The sequence below is a fragment of the Levilinea saccharolytica genome (assembly GCF_001306035.1).
Classification (GTDB): Bacteria; Chloroflexota; Anaerolineae; order Anaerolineales; family Anaerolineaceae; genus Levilinea; species Levilinea saccharolytica.
This window is the reverse complement of the sequence record NZ_LGCM01000011.1, coordinates 16,764-34,753: the sequence shown is the minus strand read 5'-3', so window position 1 is coordinate 34,753 and position 17,990 is coordinate 16,764. Positions and strand designations below refer to the sequence as shown.

Here is a 17,990-nt window from a genome sequence, read left to right as displayed (position 1 = left end):
GCACGGCCATTCAGCGCGGGCTGCTTTCGGCGGGACAGGAGGAAAGTAAAGGGTAAATCCCTCCATTTGTTATTGAAATTCTTATAATTCCTTGCTATAATGCCAGATTGAAATACGTGGAAAGTCTCGCGGGTTGACAGGCGGAGAGGAGCAGCGCCAGCAGCAGCAAGGCGAGGAGGGCGGGCTGGTGGGGGGAGAACGTTTTCATAGGGGGGTGGCAGTCACTTTCTCGTCTTAATCAAAATCGGTAGGCCAGGCGGGGTTTTGATGGAGCACGAACATGCGCTCAATCTCTTCGGGGGTGGTGCGGCCCAGCGAGAGGGGCGGTAAGGCCTGGGGGGAGAAGAAGCTGGCTCCCGCGGTTTCGATGCTGTCGGCCGGGGCGCCGCCGGTGAGCTCGCACAGGAAAAAGAGCTTGTAGATGTGGAAGATGTGCGCCGGGTGACCGTGGAGGTTGCGGTCGTAGAGAGCCAGCAGGCGGGCGGCGCGCACCTGGTAGCCGGATTCTTCCCACACCTCGCGTTCCACGGCGCGCGAGGGCGGCTCGTTCACATCCACCCAGCCGCCGGGCAGAGTCCAGCCGCCGTCGGAAAGCTCTTTCACCAGCAGGATCTGGCCGTCTTGAATCACAACCCCGCGTACATCCACCTTGGGGGTGGGGTACCCGGCCTCGTGCAGGAAGATCTCGTGCATCTGAGTTGGGTCAACTTCGGCCTGATGGGCAACGATCTCGGCGGCCAGGTCGCGCAGGGCGGCGTAGCGCTCCAGGTCGAAAGGATTTTGGGCATAGGTGAGGCCGGCTTGGGCGATGGATTGCAGGGATTGCGCCCAGGTGAGCCATTGGGGTTGAGACATGCACACCTCCTTGTTCGCAGGTTGATGGATATGATAACACAAAGCGCGCGGGCCTCTGCCTCCTGACGGCAAAAGGTGCTTTGTTCCGGCGTGGAAATGTGCTAGGATGAAATGGGAATTCAAACCCACCGGAGGCGGGGAGGGCCGATGAAAACGGGTTGGCGCTGGGCGGTGATCTTTTTGTGGCTGGTGTCCGCGGCCTGCGGACTGCCGGCGCTGCGGCCCGATCCCACCCCCACGCCCACGCCTACCCCCCAACCCAGCCTGACTCCCAGCCAGACTCCTACTCCCACCCCCACCCCAGAGCCCAGCCTGACCCCCAGCCAGACCCCCACGCCCACCCCATTGGCGATGGGAGACTGGTTGGAGCTGCCCCAGGAAGTCATCTCGGCGGAAAACGCCGCACGCCTGGCGGTTTTGGCGGTGTGGCAGGGCGGCGAGGAGGTGCGGGGGTTGGGGACGGCGCCCGGCGGGGAGGATTACCTGGCGCTGGAGGCGGATGGGGATATCCGCGTGGGGGCGGTGCGCGACGGGCAGGTGCGCGTGGTGCTGGCCCTGCCGCCTGTGCCGACATCTACGCCGCGCTGCATCACTGTGCAGTTCAGCGCGCCCAAGCCGCTGCCGCAGCCGCCGCCTGTGACCACCTGTTACCCGGCGCCGGAGATCCCGCAGATGGGGGCGGGCTGGGGGGCGCAGCACCTGGGGGTGGATGCGCGCGGCGAGGAGTGGGTGAGCGCTTCGGCGGGGCGAGCTTTCATCTGGCGCGGCGGGCCGGATTGGCAGCCGCAGGCGTTGGATATACCCGGCACGGTGACCCAGGTGGGCTACGCGCCGCAGGGGGGCGTGTTCTTTGCGGCGGCGGAGACATCCGAGCGCAAGGGCTGGGTGGGGCTGTTCCGCGGCACGCAGCAGATGGCCGGTTGGGAAGCGCCCCGCGGTGCGCAGGTGTTTTTGCTGGCGGACGGGGAGACGGCCGGGCTGGTGTGGCAGGAGCAGGCGGCAGCGGGGACGGCGCCGCCCGTGCAGGAGAACAGCGTGCCGACCTTGCCGAAAATTCACGTGGAGCTGCGGCGGGCGCAGGACGGCAGCCTGATAGATGATTGGCTGTTGGCGGATTGGCGCGGGAATGTGATCACGGCCGTGCCCGACCCGGCCGGGCAGCGCCTGGCGGTGCTGCGCTGGGGCAATCGGCTGGAGCTGTACGACCTCAGCGACCACTCCTTGCTGTGGACGGCGGAGCCGTATACGCGCGAGGATGTGTTCTCGCAGCCGGGGGCTGATCCTTTGCTGCCTTTTCTCCCGAACGCGCCGGGCGGGCTGGTCTTCAGCGCGGATGGGTCGCTGCTGGCGGTGGTGACGCCGGAGGGGGGGCTGGCGCTGTTTGCCGTGGACACAGGGGAGCGCACGGCGCTGGCGGGGGGGCAGGGGGCGGTGACCAGCGCGGCGTTTGGGTTGGGGGGACGCGTGCTGTTGGTGGGCGGTGAGGATGGGAGCATCACGGTGTGGGGGGTGCGGGGCCCCTCTCCTGGCCTCTCCCCATAGGGGAGAGGAATTCCCACTCACCCGCTCCCCGTGGGGGAGCCCCCTCACCTAACCTCTCCCCAGAGGGGAGAGGAATTCACCCCTCACATGGCATCTGCCGGAGGGGAGAGAAGTGGTCTGAATCGCCCTGTACATCGTTCTTTTGAGGTCTCTTCAGTGGGGGCGCGCTGTGTAGGCGGGACTGAACTCCTCTCCCCGTAGGGGAGAGGTTGGGAGAGGGGGTGCGTGAATCTTGCCAAGCCTGTATAGGATTCTTGATCATTGCTTGTGCGGGCGGAAAAAAACAGAACGCTGTATAATTATCGTTAGGGAGGAATGTCAGAAAATCAACCCCCAATTTTTCTGTTGTTTGTACTAGAAAATTTGAAGCATTTCATACATAGGAGCAAAAAAATGAAAGCGATTAGCATACGTCAGCCGTGGGCGTGGTTGATTGTGAATGGCTATAAAGATATTGAAAATCGCACCTGGAAAACAAGTTACCGCGGTAAATTATTGATACACGCGAGTGGGAAACTCGATTTTAACGCTCAGGATATGAAGGAGTATCGCTCAATTATGGCGAGTGAGGCGGGTATTGATATTCCAGAAGACTTGCCGCTGGGAGGTATCGTTGGTATGGTGGATCTGGTGGATTGTACGATGGAGCCAGATGACCCTGAGGGTTGGCACGAGCCTGGATGTTATGGGTTTGTTCTGCGGAATCCTGTAGCTTTGCCATTTCGGCCTATGCCAGGACGGCTGAACTTGTTTGAGGTGGAGGAGGCAGATCAGTAATACCAGATTTCTTGATGTCGCGCTAGACGAGAATGGCCCCCTCACCCGGCTGCCCCTCACCTAGCCTCTCCCCGGAGGGGAAAGGAGCACTGCCCCTCACCTAGCCTCTCCCCAGGGGGGAAAGGAGCGCTGCCCCTCACCTAGCCTCTCCCCGGAGGGGAGAGGAAACCCGCCCTCACTCGGCGTCTGCCCGGAGGGGAGCCCCCTCACCTGGCCTCTCCCCGGAGGGGAGAGGAGCGCTGCCCCTCACCTAGCCTCTCCCCGGAGGGGAGAGGAAACCCGCCCTCACCCGGCGTCTAGCTGTGGGGGAGAGGAATTCACCCCTCACATGGCATCTGCCGGAGGGGAGAGGGGACACGTGGAAGGCTCGATCACCGAGTTCCTGAAAACCTACCTCCAGGCGAAGATCAAGGCGGTGTGGCTGGCCGACCCCATCCCCAATGAGCTGGATCAGGACGAAGCCCAGGGCACGCCGGGGCGTGCTTGAAATCCGCGGATTCCGTGATATAATGACTGCAATTCAATACCCCATAGGCCAGAAGGAGTAGGCCGCGGGCGACCTGTCAGAGAAGGAGGTCTTGGGCTGTGAGCCTCCACAGGGAACGCCGCGCTGAAGTCGTCTGGCGAGGACTGCCGAAGAAAACCGCCCCGCGGTGAGTAGAACGGCACGGGTGAGCCCGTTAGCGCGAGGCCGGGATGATGGTCCTGGGCAGAGAGCGCCAGTGTGCGTGCTGGCGAAATGAGGTGGTACCGCGGAAGGCAGCCTTTCGTCCTCAGGGATGGGAGGTTGTTTTGTTTTTAACCGCTTTGGAATTTTCTATTTTCGATGAATGAGGTGTGAGATGAGTCACGAACTGCCCAAGACCTATGATTTTGCCAGCACCGAGCAGCGCCTGTACGAATGGTGGGAGCAGAGCGGCTTTTTTAAGCCGAGCAATGACCCCCGCGAGCCGGGGCACGACCCCAGCCGCAAACCGTTTGTGATCGCCATCCCGCCGCCAAACGTGACCGGTGAGCTGCATTTGGGGCACGCCATGTTCGTCAGCATGGAAGATCTGATGATCCGCTACCACCGTATGAAGGGCATCCCCACTCTGTGGGTTCCGGGCAGCGATCACGCCGGCATCGCCACGCAGCTTCAGGTGGAAAAGGCGCTGGCCAAAGAGGGCCTGAAGCGCGAGGAACTGGGGCGCGAGGCCTTTGTGGAGCGCACCTGGGTCTGGAAGCACAAATACGGCGGCATCATCACCCAGCAGATCCGCCGCCTGGGGGCCTCCTGTGATTGGACGCGCCAGCGCTTCACCCTGGATGAGGGCCTGTCGCGGGCGGTGCGCGAGGCTTTTGTGCGCCTGTATGAAAAGGGCCTGATCTACCGCGGCCCGCGCCTGATCAACTGGTCGCCGGGGCTGCGCACGGCGGTTTCGGATTTGGAAGTGGAATATTCACAGGAAGCCGGTTTCCTGTACTTCTTCAAGTACATGCTGGCGGACGGCTCTGGGAACTACCTGCCGGTGGCCACCACCCGCCCAGAGACGATTTTGGGCGATACGGCCGTGGCCGTGCACCCGGAAGATGAGCGCTACCAGGCCTTCATCGGCAAGAAAGTGTTGGTGCCCATGCTGGGACGCGAAATTCCGGTGATCGCGGATGAGTACGTGGACCGCGCCTTTGGAACCGGCGCGCTGAAAATCACCCCCGGGCACGACCCCAATGACTACACCATTGGCCAGAAGCACGGCCTGGAGGTGATCAGCATCCTGGACACGGCGGCCTGCATCAACGCCAACGGCGGCCCCTACGCGGGCATGGACCGTTACGACTGCCGCAAGAAGATCTGGGCGGATATGGACGCGGCCGGGCTGGTGATTAAGCAAGAGCCGTACATGATGAACGTGCCGCGGTCGCAGCGCGGCGGCGAGATTGTGGAACCGATGGTGTCTACCCAGTGGTTCGTGCGCATTCAACCCCTGGCTGATCAGGCCCTGGAGGTGGTGCGCGATGGACGCATTCAGATCGTGCCGGAGCGCTTCACCAAGGTGTATTACAACTGGCTGGAGAACATCCAGGATTGGTGTATCAGCCGTCAGCTGTGGTGGGGACACCGCATCCCGGTGTGGTACTGCCAGGACTGCGGCGAGACGATTGTGGCGCGCGAAGACCCCAGCGTCTGCCCCAAGTGCGGCGGCAGCCGTTTGGAACAGGACCCGGATGTGTTGGACACGTGGTTCTCTTCGGGACTGTGGCCGTTCAGCACCCTGGGCTGGCCGGATGAGACCCCGGAATACAACTACTTCTACCCGACTTCGGTGCTGGAAACCGGCTACGACATCCTCTTCTTCTGGGTGGCGCGCATGATCATGGACGGGATGGAATTCACCGGCAAGCCGCCGTTTGAAACGGTGTACCTGCACGGCCTGATCCGCGACGAACACGGGCACAAGATGAGCAAGACCAAGGGCAACGTGATTGACCCGCTGAACGTCATGGATGAGATGGGCACGGACGCGCTGCGCTTTACCCTGCTGGTGGGCTCGACCCCCGGCAACGACATGAACCTGAGCTTGAAGAAGGTGGAGGCCAACCGCAACTTCGCCAACAAGCTGTGGAACGCAGGGCGCTTTGTGTTGGGCGCGCTGGATCAGGCCCCGGCCGCGGCGCAGGCCGCCCCGGAATGGACCCTGGCGGATTCGTGGATTTGGGCGCGGCTGCAAAGCCTGGTGCGGGATGTGGAGCGGCTGTTCCAGAGTTACCAGTACGGCGAAGCCGGACGGCAAATTTACGACTTCTTCTGGGGCGAATTCGCCGATTGGTATGTAGAAATCGCCAAGCTGCAGCTGGCTGAGGGCGGCGACCGCGCGCATTACACGGCAAGCACCCTGGTGCGCGTGCTGGATACCTGCCTGCGCCTGCTGCACCCCTTTACGCCCTTCATCACCGAAGCGCTGTGGGGCCACCTGAAACAGGCTTGCCAGGAGCGTTCGGAGGCCTTTGCGCCCAAGACGGGCTGGGAAGATGCGCTGATTCTGGCGCGCTGGCCAGAGCCGCGCGAGCCGGAGGGCTGGGAAGCCCAGAAGACGGCGGATTTTGGCCTGGTGCAGGAGCTGGTGCGGGCCATCCGCAACGCGCGCGCCGAGAAGAAGGTCAGCCCCGGCAAACGCATCGCCGCCCTGATCGCCGGAGGCGAGCGCCTGGGCGTGTTACAATCAGAACTGAAGACGATCATCGCCCTGGGACAGTTGGACAGCACCCAAACGGAACTGAGCGCGGCGCTGGCCGAAAAACCCCAGGGGGCCGTGGCTCTGGTGGTGGCAGGGGTGGAAGTGTACCTGCCGCTGGCGGGCCTGGTGGACAGCGAGGCCGAGGCTGCCCGTCTGCAGAAGGAACTGAGCGAGGTGCGCGGGCAGATTGAACGCCTGGAGAAGCTGTTGGGCAGCAACTTTGCCGAAAAAGCCCCGGCTGCGGTGGTGGACAAGGAACGCGAAAAGCTGGCCACCTTCCGCGAGACGGCGGCCAAGCTCGAGGCACAAATCAAGGATCTGGGATGAGCGAGAAGATGAAGAAGTGCCGCTATTGCGGCCGTGACATTCCCGAAGAGGCCACCTTTTGCTGGTACTGCACCCGCGAACTGGTGGCGCGCCCCGAACGCCCCGACGTCACCCGGCGGAGCAGCAAGATTCCGGTTTGGGTGTGGGTGCTGGTGGGGCTGAGCGTGGTGGTTGTGATCGCCTCACTGCTGGCCTGGCTGTAGTAGCCCAGGCGGATAGATAACAAAAAAGCCCCAGTCGGCGAAACACCGGCTGGGGCTTTGATATGCTGCGGGGTGGGGGGAAGGTTCAGGCGCTGACGCGGCGGCGTTCCTGTTGGAAGACGCGGCGCAGAATGGCGATGCTGGTGGCGTAGGTGGAATCCATGCCGAGGTACGAAAGGGTTCCGGCCCCCAGATTTTTGCCTTTGCTCATGGGCGTATCGGATGCGTAGTGCAGGATGCCCATATCAAAGGGGACACCGTACAGGTTGACAATTTCGTTCACCGGGTGGCGTTTGGGACGGTACATTTCATACACGGCTGAAAGGTAAGGCCCGGCTTCCATCTCCAGGTCGGTGTAGCCTTCGCGGTAGAAGATATCCATGATGCGCGCGTTCTGCAGGAAGGTGCCGCGCACCGTGACGGCTTTCTGGTTGTCGAGCACGGTTCCGTATTGGAGGAAGGGGGTCACATCCGCGGCGGAGAAGGCGTTTTGGAACAGGTAGCTGTTGCGTGAGTGTTCGTCCTGCACCACATTGGGGATCATCACATCGCCGCGCACGCCGTTGAGGGAGGCAGCTTTGCCCATGATGTACACCCCCAGCACATCCCCGGCGGCTTCGGCCACCTTGGAGAGGATGTTATAAGCGGCCAGACCCAGGGGGTAATCAATGTTGAGGATCAGCGCGTTGGAGGCCAGCAGGTAGAGCGAGTCATCCGTGGCCAGGCGCGGATCCAGCCACTGGGGTTTGACGCGTGCCAGGTCAATCACCTGGGCGTCCACGTCGAATGAGTGGGTGGAGCGGATGCGAGTGATGCCGCAGTCGCGTTCGGCGGCCAATTGGGCCTCAATCAGCTTGCGCCCCTGGGGGGTGGCCTGATATTTCTTCAGCAGGTAATAGAGGAAATTGCCGCGTCCGTCCGCAAATTGCCCGGAGCGGATGCGTTCCCACTCCTCCAGCAGGGCGGGGTCGCCCTCTTTTTCTAAATAGGCGATCAATTCCTCTTGCACGCGGAAGGCGAAACCGGTGATGAGGTTGGGGATGGCGTGGGTGTTGGAGGAGACGAAATAGACGGGGCGCTCGGTGAGGTGGGGGCAGGCGCGCAGGATGTTTTCCATCCAGGCGCGGGTGGCGCGCCAATATTCGATGAGGGAGCCGTCCAGCAGGCGCAGGCCAAAATGGCAGCGGCGCGAGGCAATTTCACGCAGGGCGGCGGTGAAATCGGGGGCGAAGACCATGCGCAGACGCTCAAAATCATCGCTGGAGACCCCCAGCAGTTCGCAGACCGATTGGCGCGCCTGGGAATCCGCATTTTGGCAGGCGCTTTCCAGCAGGGCGGCCGGAACACGCTGTAAGAGCAGGTGGAGCTTGTTCCATTCGATCTGATAAGCTGTCACCGCGGGGAGGATATCTTCGATATCGGAGCCGGAGGCGATGAAGCAGGCCAGGGTGTCTTTGCGGTTAAAAAAGCAGCGGCGGCGGCGGGCGCGGGCGCTGACTTCTTGCCAGGCTTCGATGTTTTCATAACCGTGCTGGGCAAACACGCTGGCAGACTGCCCCAGAATGATGGAATGCACCTGGGGCAGGCAGTCGGGCAGGCGCAGGGCGGAGTAGATGAAGGCGGAGGTGTCGAGCTTCAGGCTGCGGGCTTCGGGGTGCAGGGAAGAGTTGGTGCCAGCGTGGGTTTCTTCGAGGGTGCGAATTTGCACCTCGGCGGTGGAACGGAGGAGGGAGTAGATGGTGCGGATATAGAGTTCGATTTCTTCCGATGCGGTGGTCGGGACGGTGCGTTCCATACTGGCTCCTGAACAGGCGAAGATGGGTTAATTGTACCGGAAAAACAGCGGCAGAACGAACACAGGCGCGGAAGCAGAGCCGCGCCTGTGAGACGACTGCAAGAAGATGGGGTTACACCATAACCCCATAGGCCTCGGTGAAGGCTTCCTGGGCATAGGCGTTGGAGGCATAGGCAAAACCGCCGTCGCCCCAGGCAGCGCCCCAGGAATTGCGCACGATGAAACCGTCCTGCGTGTAGCCGACAATGGCCACGGCATGCCCGCCGCGGGCGGTGTCGGGCAGGTAGGTTTCCAGCACGCCGTGGTTGGGGGTGGCATTGTCCCAGGTCTCATCCACCGACAGGCGGGTGAGGATGGGGCCTTGCATGGCCAGCCAATCGCGCCAGCGCTCTGGGCTGCGGTCGAGGTTGAAATAACTGGAGATGCGCAGTTGGGCGGCCAGAGCGTAAAAGGTGGCGGCCTCTTTGGGGTAGAGTTTGCCGGTGCCGAAGGGCAGCACCTTATCGGTGACCACCCCAAAGCGGCGGGCGATATCCAGAGCGGATTTGAGGCTGGTGCCCTCCAGCTCGATGAAGGTAGTGGGGCGAGAGACAAACTGGTCGGTTTCTTTGGCGGCCATCCACAGGTAGCGCACGGAAAGGGCTTCATTTTCGGCCAGCCGCCCGGTCTTCACGAAGTGCCAGCGCAGCACGGAATCGGCGCAGGCCCAGCCCACGCAAGAGCCGGTACTGCCCTGGTCGCCCACCGTCCACCAGGCTTCGCGCAGATCCACTTCAGTCGGCATCTGAGGGGGTGCAGTGATCAGATCAGCGTCAATCGCATTTTGAATATCCCAATCCATCTCGGTGTCCCGCGAGGGGACGCAGTTCAGTACGCGGTTGGTATATTTACGAGCACGGGGCATGATTCACCTCTTAAAACTTGCAGATGGGCGAACGTCTGCTTAAATTCTATCACGATTGCGCGCGGCTGCACCTTGCAGGAGCGTGGGGTAGGCTCACGGGCTGAACCAGCGGGCAAAGAAGGCGTCCAGATCCTGCCCAGAGACCTCTTCCATCACCTCCTGGAATTGGGCGTCGCTGGCCGAGCCGCCGCCGTAGCGCTCAAAATACAGGCGCAGCCCGGCGTAAAAATCCTCGTCGCCTAGGGTTTTGCGCAGATCATGCACCAGAAGGGCGCCTTTCAAATAGCTGTTCATGCCAAACATCTCACCAGGGGGCGGATTATTGAGCGGATAAGAGGCCGGGTTGGACTGGACTGCCTCTTGATAGGCGTCCATCACGGCCTGCAGATCCTCGGGGTCGTCTTTGACCATCCACACCTGGCTGAAGTAGGTGGCAAAGCCCTCATTGCGCCAGATTTCTCCCCAGGAGGCCGGGCTGACCCAATCGCCAAACCACATGTGGGCCATCTCATGGCTCATCACCTCTTCGGACAGCATCTGCTCTTCCATGAGGATCAGGGTTTGAGTCTCCAGCGAGGCGTTCAGGCCGCGGATGGTGGCATAGCCGAATTCGTCAAAGGGGTAATCGCCGAATTTTTCGCTCATCCAATCCAACATTTCGCCGCTGGTGGCGGATTCGCGCCGGAAGGTGTCTTCCAGTTCGGGGAAGATATAGGAGCGGATGGGCACGCCCGCGGGGGAGGTGGATTCAATCAGAGTGTAATTACCGACCACGATGGTGACCATGGAGGTGGCCAGGGGCTGGGGATGCTCCCACACGAAGCGCAGCCCGCCGTACACCGGTTCGGCGGCCAGGGTGCGTTTGCCGTTGGCGGCGGCCAGGGTGTTGGGCGGGACAGTGAGATCAAAAACGTAGGCAGCCTTGTCGCGGGGGTGATCGTTGCAGGGGAACAGAAAACGCGCGCCGTCTGGCTCGGAGGCCACAAAGACATCGTTGGAGGGGCTGAAGAGCATCCCCAGGGCGGGGGCAAAGGGGATGTAGGGCGAGCGGCGCTGTTCGGGCGTGCCCGTGTAGCGGAAGGTGAGCGTGAAGGGTTGGCCGGAGGGGATGGGGCGGGGAAGAGTGACGCCAAGCTTATCTTCGGCGCGGGTGTAGGGAAGCTCCTGGCCGTCCATCTGCACAGATTGCAGGTCAAAGCCGATAAAATCCAGCCAGACTTCATCCAGGGAGCTGAAGGTGCTGAGCGCTTCGATGGTAACGGCGGCGCGCAGCAAGCGGGCGGGGGGATCCAGGGTGAATTCCAGGCGGTAGGATTGGACATCATAGCCGGAATTGCCGAGGTGGGGGGCGTAAGGGTCGCCGATGGTGCGCAGGGGGGCTGTGGCGGGGTCCAGGGCGGGGCCTGGGGTGGGCGTGCTGCCCGCGTCTGACACAGTGGGGCGCGGGGTGGGAGGCTCAGACGGCAGGGTGGGCCGCGGGGTAGGGGTGGGGCGGCCGGGCAGGAAGCCGGGCAGGCTGCAGGTGCAGGCCAGGCTGAAAATCAGAGCTGCGGTCAACGCCAAAAGGGTGGGTGATTTGCGCATGTTCATACATCAATCCTGAGCGAAGACTGCTGCGTTGCGCCCGGCAAAGATGGCCGCCACGAGCAGGGCGCTGGCGATGAGATTCAGCAATTGGCCGATCATCCCTACCCCGGCGGAAACCATAGTGATTTGGGATGTGGGTGAACGGCCCTGCATCATCATCATGGGCAACGCACTGCCGAAGAGGCCAAAGGTGAGGGTGTGGAGGAGGTGCAGGGCGCAGCCGATGAGGGCTAACAGGAAGACGGCTTTGGTCAGGCGCTTGCGCCACAGAACAGCCATGATTCCGCCGATGCTCCACAGGGCCAGGAAAGGGGCGGACAGCAGCAAATTGGTGAGCAGCAGAGATGCCATAGGAGTTCCTCATCGTACGGCAGGGGTGAATAACAGCTTGCTTGTAGTATAACATTCTTGAAACGCAATGGAAGCGGTCGAGTATAATGGATAGGGTTGGGGGATGGTGGGTTCAAACTCTAGCCAAATCATCAGGAGGCAGACATGCTGCGTGTGGGTTATATCGGGTTGGGATTGATGGGCAAGTCCATCGCTCGGAACATTTTGAAGGCTGGTTTTCCGCTGGTGGTGCACAACCGCAGCCGCGCGGCTGTGGATGAACTGGTGCAGGAAGGCGCCTCGCAGGCCTTTTCGGCGGCGGAAGTGGCTGCCCAGGTGGATGTGGTGTTCACCAACTTACCCGATTCGCCGGACGTGGAGAAAGTGGCTTTGGGCGCGGGGGGTGTGGTGGAAGGGGCGCACGCCGGGCTGATCTTTGTGGACAATTCCACGATTAAGCCCGCCACGGCGCGCAGGATCGCCGATGAATTGGCTAAAGTGGGGGTGGCCAGCCTGGACGCACCGGTGAGCGGCGGGGATATCGGCGCGCGGCAGGGCACGCTGGCTATCATGGTGGGCGGGCCGGCGGAGGCGCTGGAGACGGTGCGGCCGGTGTTTAAGGCGATGGGAAAAACCATCACTCATGTGGGGGGCTGCGGGGCGGGGCAGATTGCCAAGGCCTGCAACCAGATCATGGTGGCTGCGCAGATGGTGGCGATGGGCGAACTGCTGGTGTTTGCGCAGAAGGCCGGGGCGGACCCGCGCAAGGTGGTGGAAGCCATCCGCGGCGGGGCGGCGCAGTGCTGGACGCTGGATGTGAAGCCGCCGCGCCTGTTCAGCGGCAACCGCGCCCCCGGGTTTAAGGCGCACATGCAGGCCAAAGATCTGAATATCGTCATGGAAACCGCGCGGGAATACGGCGTGCCGCTGCCTTCCTTGGCGTTGGACGCGCAGCTGTTTAACGCCATGGTGCAGACGGGGCTGGGCGGTCAGGATAATTCGGCGGTGATCGCTATGATTGAGCAGTTGGCAGGGATTCAGCTGGACGCCAAGGCTGAGTAAGCACGAAAGCATAGGATTGGGGAGCACGGGCAAGCCGCTCGTGCTCCCTTTTTAATGCCAAAAGATCCATTGGCGGATCCAGGCGCGCAGCTCGGCCCCCGCGGGGAAGCCCTCTTCCCAGGCGGGATTTTCGAACACGTCCTCGAAGCGGAAGGTGGTGAGGGGTTCCAGGCGTGCGGGGCGGTTGGGGGTTTGGTCGCGCGCGTACAGGTTCAGTGGGTAGTTATGGTCCGGCGGGAGCAGCAGCATTTGTTCCGGCGCTAACCGCGCGAGGAGAACACCGGCCAAGACGGCCTGATGGACGAAAATGGCGTACAGGCGTTTGTGCGCGTACAGCGGCAGTAGATCGGGGTGTTGGTAGAGGCGGGTGAATTCCTGAAGCCAGGCGTGCAGCAGGCCCAACTGCGGACGCAGCACCAACAGCCCGTCGTTGAAATAGGGGTAAAGCTGCACCTGGTCAATGACGGTCTGCATGGGGAAAAGCCGCTGGTGGGGGACGCCGCAGGCGGAAAAGATCGTCTCCCAAAATGCGTCCAGGGGCTGGCCGTACAGCGGGCCGATGACGTTGTGCATGACGGGGCGGTAAGCCAGGGCCGCTGAGGGCGGCAGCGCAAAAGCCAGGGGGGCTTTTTGGAAGAAGGTGTCGGGGTCCAGCCAGACGAGAGTGGGCGGATCGGCAGCCTGCAGCACGTCCGCCTCAGCCTGGGCGGCGGCAAAGACTTTGGCGGCGTAGGGAAATTCCAGCAGGGCGGTGGGGATGGACAGCGGGCAGAGCGTCACCCCGCAGTCCTGAAAGATGCGCAGGGCCTGGGGGGCAAAATCGGCCGGGGGGCAGGGGCAGTAGAAGCGCAGGGGCAGCCCCGCCAGGTGCTGGCCAAAGGCGCGCAGGCTGGCAGCCAGGAAGATACCCTGGCGCTCCAGCAGACCAGGGGCCACATAAGCGGCCAATTGCAGCGGCGGCAAGGGGGCGGCTGAGGCGTTCATCATAAGCCTCCAATGGGATTGTGAGCGGAAAACGGCGGTTGTGATGCGGCGGTCAGGCAGCGGGAATTTGGGTGAGCAGCTCGCTCAGCCCGGCGGTGATGCGCTTCACGGCGCGCTGCACGGCGGGTGAGGGGGGCTGGTCAAATTGCAGATGGCCGGCCTGAATGACAAGCAGGCCCACCTGACAGTTGAGCTGGCTGATGAGAAAATTGGCAAAAACGGAAGGCGGCAGGGAATGGGTGGAGGCGGAGAGGCCGTCCACATCCTGCCAATCCACATAGGCGATGGTACCGGGGGGTTGATTCAGATGGGCGGCGTCGACCAGCAGGACGAAATCGGGGGCAAAGCGGCGCAGGGGGCCGGTGAAGTTTTCGGGGGCGGGGCCGACATCCAGGATGAGGCGGTGAGGGGCGGCCAGGGGCATCAGGCGGCGCGCCACCAGAACCCCGGCGGCGTCGTCTCCGTCGAGTTCGTTGCCCAGGCCAACCAGCGCCAGCCGCAAGGGCTGGCGCTGGTTTTGACTGGCAAGGTCAGGCTTGCTCGGCGGGCGCTGGGCCGCAAGAGTCGTCAGCGCCTGGCTGAGCTGCTTTTTCCAGGAGGAACTTGATGTCTTCATCCCGACCGTAATAGACTTCCATGGGTGTGCGCGACAGGGAGGCCATCTCCCACTGTTCATCCGAGAGGTTGAGGCAGTTGAAGCGGCAGCTTTGCACGCATTGATCGCAGAAGGTGCAGCGGTCCATGTGGTAGCGCATGACAAAACGCTTGTTGACCTTGTCCACCACGATCAGCTCGATGGCATCGGCGGGACAGTCCTTAATGCACAGCTGGCAGCCGGTGCATTTTTCAGGATCATAGAACAGCTTGCCGCGCAGGGCCGCGGGCGCGTCTTTGCGCACGAAGGGGTAGTTTTCGGTGGCTGGCTTTTTGAAAAGCGAGCGCAGGATGTTTCCGAACATGGATCCTATGGTCATCGCAGTACCCTCACTACAATCAGAACCAATAACTGGACCAGGGCCAGCAGGGCGCCGATGCGCCACCACAGGCCGACGGTTTGGTCAATGCGCAGGCGGGCGAAGAGCGACTGCATACCCGCCATGACGATCAAGAGGCCCAGAGTCTTCAAAAGGAATTCCAGAGGATTGGCGATGCCGCCCAGGTAGAAGGAGGCCACCAGGGTGAGGCCGACCACCAGTTCAACATCTTTGCCCAGGCGGAAGAGGGCCAGCCCGCGGCCGGAATATTCGGTGAGCGCGCCGGAGACAATTTCCGTCTCGGCTTCGGGAGCGTCGAAGGGGGGCATTTCCAGCTTGCCCAGCAAGCCCACCAGGGCCACCAGAAAGCCCATGAGCTGGGTGACGACCAGCCAGATGTTCTGGCCAGCAAAGTTATTGATTTCGGCGATGTTCCAGGTTCCGGCCACGATGGCAGGCCCCAGGAGAGCCAGCAGGAAGGGGGCTTCGTAGGAGAAAAGCTGCGTCAGGGTGCGGGTGGCACCGATGAGGGAGAAACGGTCGGTGGTGTTGGCGCCCGCCAGGCCCAGGCAGAGGGTCATCATGCTGAGCAGGTAAAGGGTGACGACCAGGTCTCCGGCGAAGCTGAAGGAGGGGGCAAACCCGGCGATGGGGACGTAGAGGGCAGCGGTGAGGGCCCCAGCCATGCCGATGACGGGCAGGGCCACGAACAGGCCGCGGCTGACGCCGGTGGGGATGATCTCTTCTTTGGCCAGGAGTTTGACCACATCCGCCAGCGGCTGGAACCAGCGCGGGCCGACACGGTTTTGATAGCGGGCGATGAGTTTGCGGTCCACCCATTCATACACCAGGCCGCTGGCCATGAGGAACAGCCCGCCAGGGAAAATCAGCAGAGCGATGAGAGGGAAGATGTTGTTCATTTGTAGTACTCGATCCCGTAACGGCGGAGGGCATCCCAGGTGAGGTCCTGGGAGTTTTGGGTGTTGTTGACCGTGACCAGGCGGTCGTTGCACGAGAAGCACGGGTCAATGCCGACCAGCAGCATGGGCATATCGGCCAGCTTGTGCCCCACGGCCACGTGTGAGATGGTGCCCCAGTTGCACAGCGAGGGGGTGCGGACTTTGATGCGGTCGGGCTTGTCGCTGCCGCTGCTCTTGAGGTAATAGACCAACTCGCCGCGAGGGGCCTCGCCGCGGATGAGGACTTCCCCTTCGGGGATGCGGCGGGGAACGCGCACGGTCAGGTCACCGGCAGGCATGTGGTCGAGCAGCTCGCGGATCAGACGGTAGGTGTCGAACAATTCGTTGAGGCGCACAATGAAACGCGCCAGCAGATCGCCGCCGTCATGTACCTGAAGCTGAATGGGGTGTTCGTTGTAAGCCAGATAGGGGCTTTCGGAACGCACATCGCGGGGCACGCCGGAGGCGCGGGCGGTGGGGCCGACAGCGCCCAGCAGCTCGGCCTGTTCGCGGGTCATGGTGCCGATGTCGCGGGTGCGGCCCAAGAAGGTCTCGTCGGTGGTGACAACCTTCATGTAGTAATGGGTGCGTTCTTCCAAGAAATCCAGCCCGCGGCGGATTTCATCGGCCTGTTTTTCGTTGATGTCGAACTTGACGCCGCCGATGAGATTGGTGGAGTAGTTGACGCGGTTGCCGGAGAGGCCTTCCAGCAGATCCATGACGGTTTCGCGGTCGCGCCAGGAGTACATGAAGAGGGTGTCAAAACCGCCTTCATGGGCGGCCACGCCCAGCCAAAGCAGGTGGCTGTGCACGCGCTCCAGCTCGGCCACGATGGTGCGGATGTACTTGGCGCGGGGAGGAATTTCGACCCCGGCCAGCTTTTCCACGCCGATGGCATACACGGTTCCGTGAATGTTGGAGCAGATGCCGCAGATGCGCTCCAGCAGGTACAGGTTCTGCACCCAGGTGCGGTCTTCGGTGGCTTTTTCAATGCCGCGGTGGACAAAACCGAGGCGAATGGTGGCGGAGGTGACAATTTCGCCGTCTACGCCGAATTCAAAATGGCCGGGTTCTTTGAGGGCGGGATGCTGCGGGCCGATGGGGACGATGAACTTTTGGGGTTGGCTTTGATTGGTCATAGTTCGGTATCCTTTCTACGCGCTTTCGGCGCCGCCAAAACCGGTAAATGATTTCCGCAAGGGATAAACATTCTGCGGCCAGTCATCCGGCAAGAGGAGATGGTCGGTGACGGGGGTGTTTTCGATGTCAAAGCCGAACATCTCGATCAATTCGCGTTCGTAGATAGTCGCAGAGGGGATGATATCACAGATGGAGGGCAGAACCGGCTGTGCATGAGTCACCGTGACCCGCAAGGTAGCCACCGCCGCGCCGTTAAAGAACTGATAAAGAGCCGCGAGGTGGGATTCGGCGGGGGGCTGCCCTTCGGCCGGAGCTGGGGCGGGCAGATCAACGCCGGTGATGGCGCCCAGATAGCCCCAGCGGGCATCCATCAGAGCCTGCACTGCGGCCAGCAAGTCCGCAGGGGCGACCACAAAGTCGCTGCGGTGAGGTTCGGGCTGGGTGACAGTCTGTGCCCAGGGTTGGAGCAAAGACTGTGCGGTTTCAAGTGCGGTCGTCGTATCCATAAGTTCTCCTTAGGGCTTCTTCTTAAGGCTGTCGAGCAGGGCTACAACGCCGTGGATGATGGCTTCGGGGCGGGGCGGGCAGCCGGGAACGTAAGCGTCCACGGGGATGACTTCATCCACGCCGCCCATCACGTTGTAGGAGCCGTGAAAAACGCCGCCAGAAAGGCCGCAGGAGCCAACGACGACCACGAATTTGGGGTCGGGCATCTGGTTGTAAATGCGCACCAGACGGTCGCGGGCGTTGCGGGTGACGGGGCCGGTGCAGATGAGCACGTCGGCATGGCGCGGCGATCCCTGGAGTTTGACGCCGAAGCGTTCCAGATCGTAGCGGGGGGTCAGCGTGGCCAGAATTTCAATGTCACAGCCGTTGCAGGAGCCGCTGTTGAAGTGGATGACCCACGGGGAGTTCACGCGCGCCCAGGTTCGAATGCTGTCCAGGGCTTTTTCCCAGGTTGACGGAAGTTTGGTTTCCATAGAGGTTCTCTTTCTCGGTGGTTACCGGTAAGGGCTTAACCGAGCACCAGCGCCAGAAGCGCCATGATGAGGCCCACCAGGAAGGCCCCGGTGGTGAGGTTAAGTTGGCCAGTGCCCAGTACGAGCATCCCCAGGTGGAGGATGGCGAAGAAGAAAGCGATGAGGAAGAAGGGCTTGTAGCCCGGGGCAGCCAGGTAGGTTTGGGCTTCTTCACCGCTGCCGTACACGCTGGATTTCATCTCGTTGGGGTGTTCAGGCCCAGCCAGGGTTTTGCCAACCTGGGTGATGACGAGCACCAGGGGGATGTAGAGCAGGAAGGCAATGGGGGGGGAGAGCAGAATTTCCATGTTGAT

General features: G+C 62.2%; 19 protein-coding genes. 6 read left to right on the top strand and 13 right to left on the bottom strand.

Going from position 1 to position 17,990, the window contains the following annotated elements; translation table 11 throughout:
- Nucleotides 1-234: 234 nt before the first annotated feature.
- Nucleotides 235-855, bottom strand: a complete 621-nt coding sequence (locus tag ADN01_RS02590) for an NUDIX hydrolase (protein WP_062417830.1) — start codon at nt 853-855, stop codon at nt 235-237.
- 147 nt (nt 856-1,002) lie between these two features.
- Here ADN01_RS02590 and ADN01_RS19125 point away from each other — a divergent pair, with 147 nt between their 5' ends.
- The 5 genes from ADN01_RS19125 (at nt 1,003) to ADN01_RS02565 (ending at nt 6,922) form a co-directional block, all read left to right on the top strand.
- A complete protein-coding gene (locus ADN01_RS19125; protein ID WP_152973999.1) occupies nt 1,003-2,397 on the top strand; it encodes a WD40 repeat domain-containing protein in 1,395 nt (464 codons plus the stop codon).
- A 393-nt stretch (nt 2,398-2,790) separates the two neighbouring features.
- Nucleotides 2,791-3,174 (top strand): ASCH domain-containing protein, encoded by a 384-nt coding sequence (locus ADN01_RS02575; RefSeq protein WP_062417831.1) that lies wholly within the window; start codon nt 2,791-2,793, stop codon nt 3,172-3,174.
- A gap of 358 nt (nt 3,175-3,532) precedes the next feature.
- A complete protein-coding gene (locus ADN01_RS20180) occupies nt 3,533-3,661 on the top strand; it encodes a hypothetical protein (protein WP_269081998.1) in 129 nt (42 codons plus the stop codon).
- Nucleotides 3,662-4,016: 355 nt separating this feature from the next.
- A complete protein-coding gene (locus ADN01_RS02570) occupies nt 4,017-6,719 on the top strand; it encodes a valine--tRNA ligase (protein WP_201778616.1) in 2,703 nt (900 codons plus the stop codon).
- Nucleotides 6,716-6,922 (top strand): hypothetical protein, encoded by a 207-nt coding sequence (locus tag ADN01_RS02565; protein WP_062417833.1) that lies wholly within the window; start codon nt 6,716-6,718, stop codon nt 6,920-6,922. The genes ADN01_RS02570 and ADN01_RS02565 overlap by 4 nt, the downstream gene beginning before the upstream one ends.
- Before the next feature lie 85 nt (nt 6,923-7,007).
- On the opposite strand, the gene ADN01_RS02560 is transcribed toward ADN01_RS02565, so the two are convergent.
- From ADN01_RS02560 to ADN01_RS02545, 4 genes are all read right to left on the bottom strand, one after another.
- Complete coding sequence (locus ADN01_RS02560; RefSeq protein ID WP_062417834.1) at nt 7,008-8,717, bottom strand: DUF6909 family protein; 1,710 nt, start codon at nt 8,715-8,717, stop codon at nt 7,008-7,010.
- A 112-nt stretch (nt 8,718-8,829) separates the two neighbouring features.
- Nucleotides 8,830-9,621 carry a C1 family peptidase gene (locus tag ADN01_RS02555; RefSeq protein ID WP_062417835.1) on the bottom strand — a complete coding sequence of 264 codons (792 nt, stop codon included), beginning with the start codon at nt 9,619-9,621 and terminating at the stop codon, nt 8,830-8,832.
- A gap of 93 nt (nt 9,622-9,714) precedes the next feature.
- Nucleotides 9,715-11,211 (bottom strand): M1 family metallopeptidase, encoded by a 1,497-nt coding sequence (locus ADN01_RS02550; protein ID WP_075070907.1) that lies wholly within the window; start codon nt 11,209-11,211, stop codon nt 9,715-9,717.
- A gap of 3 nt (nt 11,212-11,214) precedes the next feature.
- A complete protein-coding gene (locus ADN01_RS02545; RefSeq protein ID WP_062417837.1) occupies nt 11,215-11,559 on the bottom strand; it encodes a hypothetical protein in 345 nt (114 codons plus the stop codon).
- Nucleotides 11,560-11,703: 144 nt separating this feature from the next.
- Here ADN01_RS02545 and ADN01_RS02540 point away from each other — a divergent pair, with 144 nt between their 5' ends.
- Nucleotides 11,704-12,600, top strand: a complete 897-nt coding sequence (locus tag ADN01_RS02540; protein WP_062417838.1) for an NAD(P)-dependent oxidoreductase — start codon at nt 11,704-11,706, stop codon at nt 12,598-12,600.
- Nucleotides 12,601-12,651: 51 nt separating this feature from the next.
- Here the strand turns inward: ADN01_RS02540 and ADN01_RS02535 are convergent, their stop codons facing one another.
- Genes ADN01_RS02535 through ADN01_RS02500 form a run of 8 tightly spaced genes read right to left on the bottom strand, consistent with a single transcriptional unit; the run spans nt 12,652 to nt 17,984 of the window.
- The gene (locus ADN01_RS02535; protein ID WP_160318365.1) at nt 12,652-13,587 is read right to left on the bottom strand and encodes a hypothetical protein; all 936 of its coding nucleotides are present in this window, start codon (nt 13,585-13,587) and stop codon (nt 12,652-12,654) included.
- A 49-nt stretch (nt 13,588-13,636) separates the two neighbouring features.
- Nucleotides 13,637-14,200, bottom strand: coding sequence for a hydrogenase 3 maturation endopeptidase HyCI (locus tag ADN01_RS02530; protein ID WP_160318364.1), 564 nt, complete (start codon nt 14,198-14,200; stop codon nt 13,637-13,639).
- Nucleotides 14,115-14,543, bottom strand: a complete 429-nt coding sequence (locus tag ADN01_RS02525; RefSeq protein ID WP_075070905.1) for a 4Fe-4S dicluster domain-containing protein — start codon at nt 14,541-14,543, stop codon at nt 14,115-14,117. Before ADN01_RS02525 ends, ADN01_RS02530 begins: the two co-directional genes overlap by 86 nt.
- Before the next feature lie 11 nt (nt 14,544-14,554).
- Nucleotides 14,555-15,478, bottom strand: coding sequence for a complex I subunit 1 family protein (locus tag ADN01_RS02520; RefSeq protein WP_062417841.1), 924 nt, complete (start codon nt 15,476-15,478; stop codon nt 14,555-14,557).
- On the bottom strand, nt 15,475-16,656 hold the full coding sequence (locus ADN01_RS02515; protein ID WP_062417842.1) for a hydrogenase large subunit: 1,182 nt from the start codon (nt 16,654-16,656) through the stop codon (nt 15,475-15,477). Before ADN01_RS02515 ends, ADN01_RS02520 begins: the two co-directional genes overlap by 4 nt.
- A 15-nt stretch (nt 16,657-16,671) precedes the next feature.
- The gene (locus ADN01_RS02510) at nt 16,672-17,163 is read right to left on the bottom strand and encodes an NADH-quinone oxidoreductase subunit C (protein WP_062417843.1); all 492 of its coding nucleotides are present in this window, start codon (nt 17,161-17,163) and stop codon (nt 16,672-16,674) included.
- A 9-nt stretch (nt 17,164-17,172) separates the two neighbouring features.
- Entirely contained in the window at nt 17,173-17,637 is a 465-nt protein-coding gene (locus ADN01_RS02505) for an NADH-quinone oxidoreductase subunit B family protein (RefSeq protein ID WP_082142716.1), read from the bottom strand.
- A 35-nt stretch (nt 17,638-17,672) separates the two neighbouring features.
- A complete protein-coding gene (locus ADN01_RS02500; protein ID WP_062417844.1) occupies nt 17,673-17,984 on the bottom strand; it encodes a hypothetical protein in 312 nt (103 codons plus the stop codon).
- Nucleotides 17,985-17,990 lie beyond the last annotated feature (6 nt).